We start from the raw sequence: 3,524 nt of genomic DNA, 5'->3' as shown, positions 1-3,524 counted from the left end.
ATCCTGAAGCTTGCCATAGATCAATTGTTGCTAATAAACTTCTAAATCAATATAATAAAAAAATCACCAATTTATAATGGAGGCAGTAATTATTTCTAAAACTAAAATGAATAAGGGGTGCTGTGTCGGAGCTATTCTTTCAAATGGAGAAGGAATTAGACTACTTGATTCAGATGGACACAATCAACCCTCTAATACGAGTTATCAAGTAGGACAAATTTGGGATTTAACCTTTACATACAGGACTGAGATAACGGAGCCTCATAATGAAGATGTTCTAGTTATTAATTCTACATTCAAAGGTAACGTTGCTAATTTGCAAGATTATTTAGAAAAAAAATTAAAAGTAAAAATTTGGAAAGGCACACACAATAATTTATTTGATAATAAAATTCGATGGACTAATAATGGGAGTGGATACATTTCTGTTAGAACTGGTCTGCCTGAGCATAGTGTAGGATTTTATATTTCTGACACAGACATTACTTTTGAAGATAATCATTATGTTTTTGGCTCAGATACCTCAAAAAAAATAGCATCTGTAACTCTTCAAACTCAAGTTGATATTCCTGCCGGAACATTAATAAGAGTTTCATTAGCTCGCTGGTGGAAACCTGAGGATGTTGATATGGAAGAACGTTGTTATGTTCAATTGTCAGGATGGTATTGATTCTAAATTAAATAAGTAATATGAGAGCAGTAAAATTACATTTCAGAAACGATAGCTATTTGACAACTTTGCTAGCTAATGATGGTTTCAAAATAGACATTAATTACCTCAGTCCATATAAGATTGACAACAATAATATAGTATTATTTGACCCTGTAACACAACACGATCCTTTAGACACAGAAATGGTAGTTCTTTCTAAATTTGCAAGAGCAATTAAGAATATTATTTTTCCTACCACAAATTCAAACATCGAATTCTTAAATCCAATTTTAGGACAGCAAAAGGGAGGGTTAGTTCATGACAGATTAGTTATCATTGATTCAACTGACCTTGAAAGAATGGCAATCAATATTACAGCAAGACAACTTTAAATATTTTGGACAAGTTCAACCATTGAACATGTATTTTTTAAATAATATTTGGATCTAAATTTTATTTGATTAACTTTGTACTCGTAAGATTTCAAATTTGCTATTCAGGAATGAGGGGCAAAAGCGAGACCCTAAAATAGGAAAAAAATATATAATCCTTATATATCAAAGCATTAGAGAAGGAGTACAAATCCCTCTTTCTCCGCCAGCTGGAAAGCAAATTGAATTAAAACCCTTTAAATACTAGTATTTAAAGGGTTTTTTCTTTTATCACATAGTCAATTTATTAATTCATTCGTGAGCCTAAAGGGATAAAATCGGTTACCCTAAACAATCCAAATTTTGGGTAACCGATTTTTATTTCAGACTAGTATTCACAAGGCTTTACAGCCAGTTCAACAACCAGTTTAAAAACTGTACATCTTGTGGATTAGTCATATTGAAGTTAAATTTAATAACAACTAAAAAGGTCACCACAATGAAAACAAAAGTATCAATTCTCTTTTATGCAAAGAAAGCGAAAGCAGCTGCAAATGGTTTAGTTCCTATCTACACCAGAATTACAATCAACGGAAAACGTATTGAGCTAAGTACAAATCGATTTGTAGAAATATCCAAATGGTCTACTGAAGCAGGTAAAATGAAAGGTACATCTGAAGAAGCTCGTTCAATAAATAATCATCTTGATTTATTGAAAAGTCAAATAAGAGATGCTGAAATGGAATTAATCCATAAAAAGACAGTTATAAATACCGAAACAATCAAGAGAAAACTTTTAGGAGTTGATGAAAGAGCAAGAATGCTTGTTCCCATCTTCCAAGACCACAACAACAAAATAAAAGAGCTTGTTGGAAAAGAATACGCCCCAGGCACATTAGAACGCTACACTACTTCATTAAAGCATACTATCGAATTTATGCAATGGAAATACAATATTTCCGATATCGATATTACCAAGATTGATCATGCCTTTATAACCGATTATGAATTTTGGTTACGAAGTGTTAGGAATTGTGCTAACAATACAGCTGTCAAATACCTAAAAAACTTCAATAAAATAATCAAGCTATGCTTGGCCAATGACTGGCTAGACAAGAATCCTTTTGCCAATTACAAAGCCAAAGTCAAAGAAGTAGAACGAGTATATTTAACCGAAGACGAAATACAATCCATCATCAACAAAGACTTCAACACCGAAAGACTCTCTCTAGTTCGCGATATCTTCCTTTTTAGCTGCTTTACAGGTTTAGCCTACATTGATGTCAAAAACCTAACAAAATCACATATAAGCTACGGAATTGATGGTGAGAAATGGATATTCACTCACCGCCAAAAAACCGATACGAGTTCCAGAATTCCGATATTACCGACAGCCCAATTTATTATAGATAAATATGCTAATCATCCAGTTTGTATCAATGAAGATAAATTGCTTCCGATATTTTCCAATCAAAAGATGAATGCGTATCTAAAAGAAATTGCAGCGGTTTGTGAAATTGAAAAGGAGTTAACCTTTCATATTGCCCGACATATATTTGCTACTACAGTAACTTTAACTAATGGGGTACCAATAGAAAGTGTAAGTAAAATGCTTGGACATAAAAATTTAAGTATCACTCAGCAATACGCTAAAGTATTAGATAGAAAAGTAAGTGATGATATGAGAATACTAAAAGATAAATTCATATTCAAAGAAACCAAAATAAAAAAATCGGGAGCTTTATAAACTTCTGATTTTTACTTTTAATTTAATTGTTGTTCCTTCATTTATAATACTTTTAATTTCAATTTCAGAATCTATCGATTTGGCTCTTTCCTGAATGTTTTTTAATCCAATACCTTTTGTTAAAGAACTTACATCAAATCCAACACCATCATCTTTTACTTCAATAATTAACTCGTTATTTAATTCATAGATTTGCACTAAACATTCTTTTGCATCAGCATATTTATTTACGTTTTGCAATAATTCTTGTAAGATTCTGTAAATATTTATTTTAACAACAGAAGAATACAAATTCCAGTCAATTACGTGGGAAATTTTCGATATAAAATAAGTATTTCCAATTGTATTATTGTTTTGAACCAATTGCTCCAATAAGAAATTAAACTCTCCAACATATTTTGAAAAGTCGGTGTTCAAATCGTGAGACAAATCACGTACCTCTGATTCTAATTTGTGGAGTTCTTTTATATAGCCTAAACGTTGCGATTTAGAAGTTTCATCTGAATTTGCATTAAGACTGCCCAGCATCATTCTTATTCCATAAATTTTATTAACTATTCCATCATGCAATTCTTTTGATAATTTCTTTTGTTCCTCTTCCTTAGCTTTCACAAGACTTGTTTGAAATTCTTTAGTTAAATTAAATAATTCTTCATCAGCAAGTTCTTTTTGCTGAATTAAATAAAGCTCTTTTCTTCTAGAAATTCTGTCTCTAATAATTAAAATAATTAAAAAAATCGCAATAGATGCAGTA

The 3,524-nt window shown here is 31.1% G+C and carries 4 protein-coding genes; 3 read left to right on the top strand and 1 reads right to left on the bottom strand.

Annotation, left to right across the window (positions count from 1 at the left end):
- Window positions 1-106: 106 nt before the first annotated feature.
- From QZ824_RS11115 to QZ824_RS11105, 3 genes are all read left to right on the top strand, one after another.
- Window positions 107-670 carry a hypothetical protein gene (locus QZ824_RS11115; protein WP_291276083.1) on the top strand — a complete coding sequence of 188 codons (564 nt, stop codon included), beginning with the start codon at window positions 107-109 and terminating at the stop codon, window positions 668-670.
- Between the two features lie 20 nt (window positions 671-690).
- Entirely contained in the window at window positions 691-1,044 is a 354-nt protein-coding gene (locus QZ824_RS11110; protein ID WP_291276082.1) for a hypothetical protein, read from the top strand.
- A gap of 478 nt (window positions 1,045-1,522) precedes the next feature.
- A complete protein-coding gene (locus QZ824_RS11105) occupies window positions 1,523-2,770 on the top strand; it encodes a site-specific integrase (protein WP_291276081.1) in 1,248 nt (415 codons plus the stop codon).
- Here QZ824_RS11105 and QZ824_RS11100 read toward each other — a convergent pair.
- The coding region (locus tag QZ824_RS11100; RefSeq protein ID WP_291276080.1) for an ATP-binding protein at window positions 2,765-3,524 on the bottom strand (760 nt) is incomplete at its 5' end. The genes QZ824_RS11105 and QZ824_RS11100 overlap by 6 nt on opposite strands.

Source organism: Flavobacterium sp. (assembly GCF_021151785.1).
Lineage (GTDB): Bacteria > Bacteroidota > Bacteroidia > Flavobacteriales > Flavobacteriaceae > Flavobacterium.
The sequence above is the reverse complement of the archived record's forward strand: the minus strand, read 5'-3'. Positions and strand labels throughout refer to the sequence as shown.

Bases quoted from the DNA above. Each gene is read 5' to 3' on its own strand.
- QZ824_RS11105 (WP_291276081.1), top strand. From the start codon at position 1,523: ATGAAAACAAAAGTATCAATTCTCTTTTATGCAAAGAAAGCGAAAGCA.
- QZ824_RS11115 (WP_291276083.1), top strand. From the start codon at position 107: ATGAATAAGGGGTGCTGTGTCGGAGCTATTCTTTCAAATGGAGAAGGA.
- QZ824_RS11110 (WP_291276082.1), top strand. From the start codon at position 691: ATGAGAGCAGTAAAATTACATTTCAGAAACGATAGCTATTTGACAACT.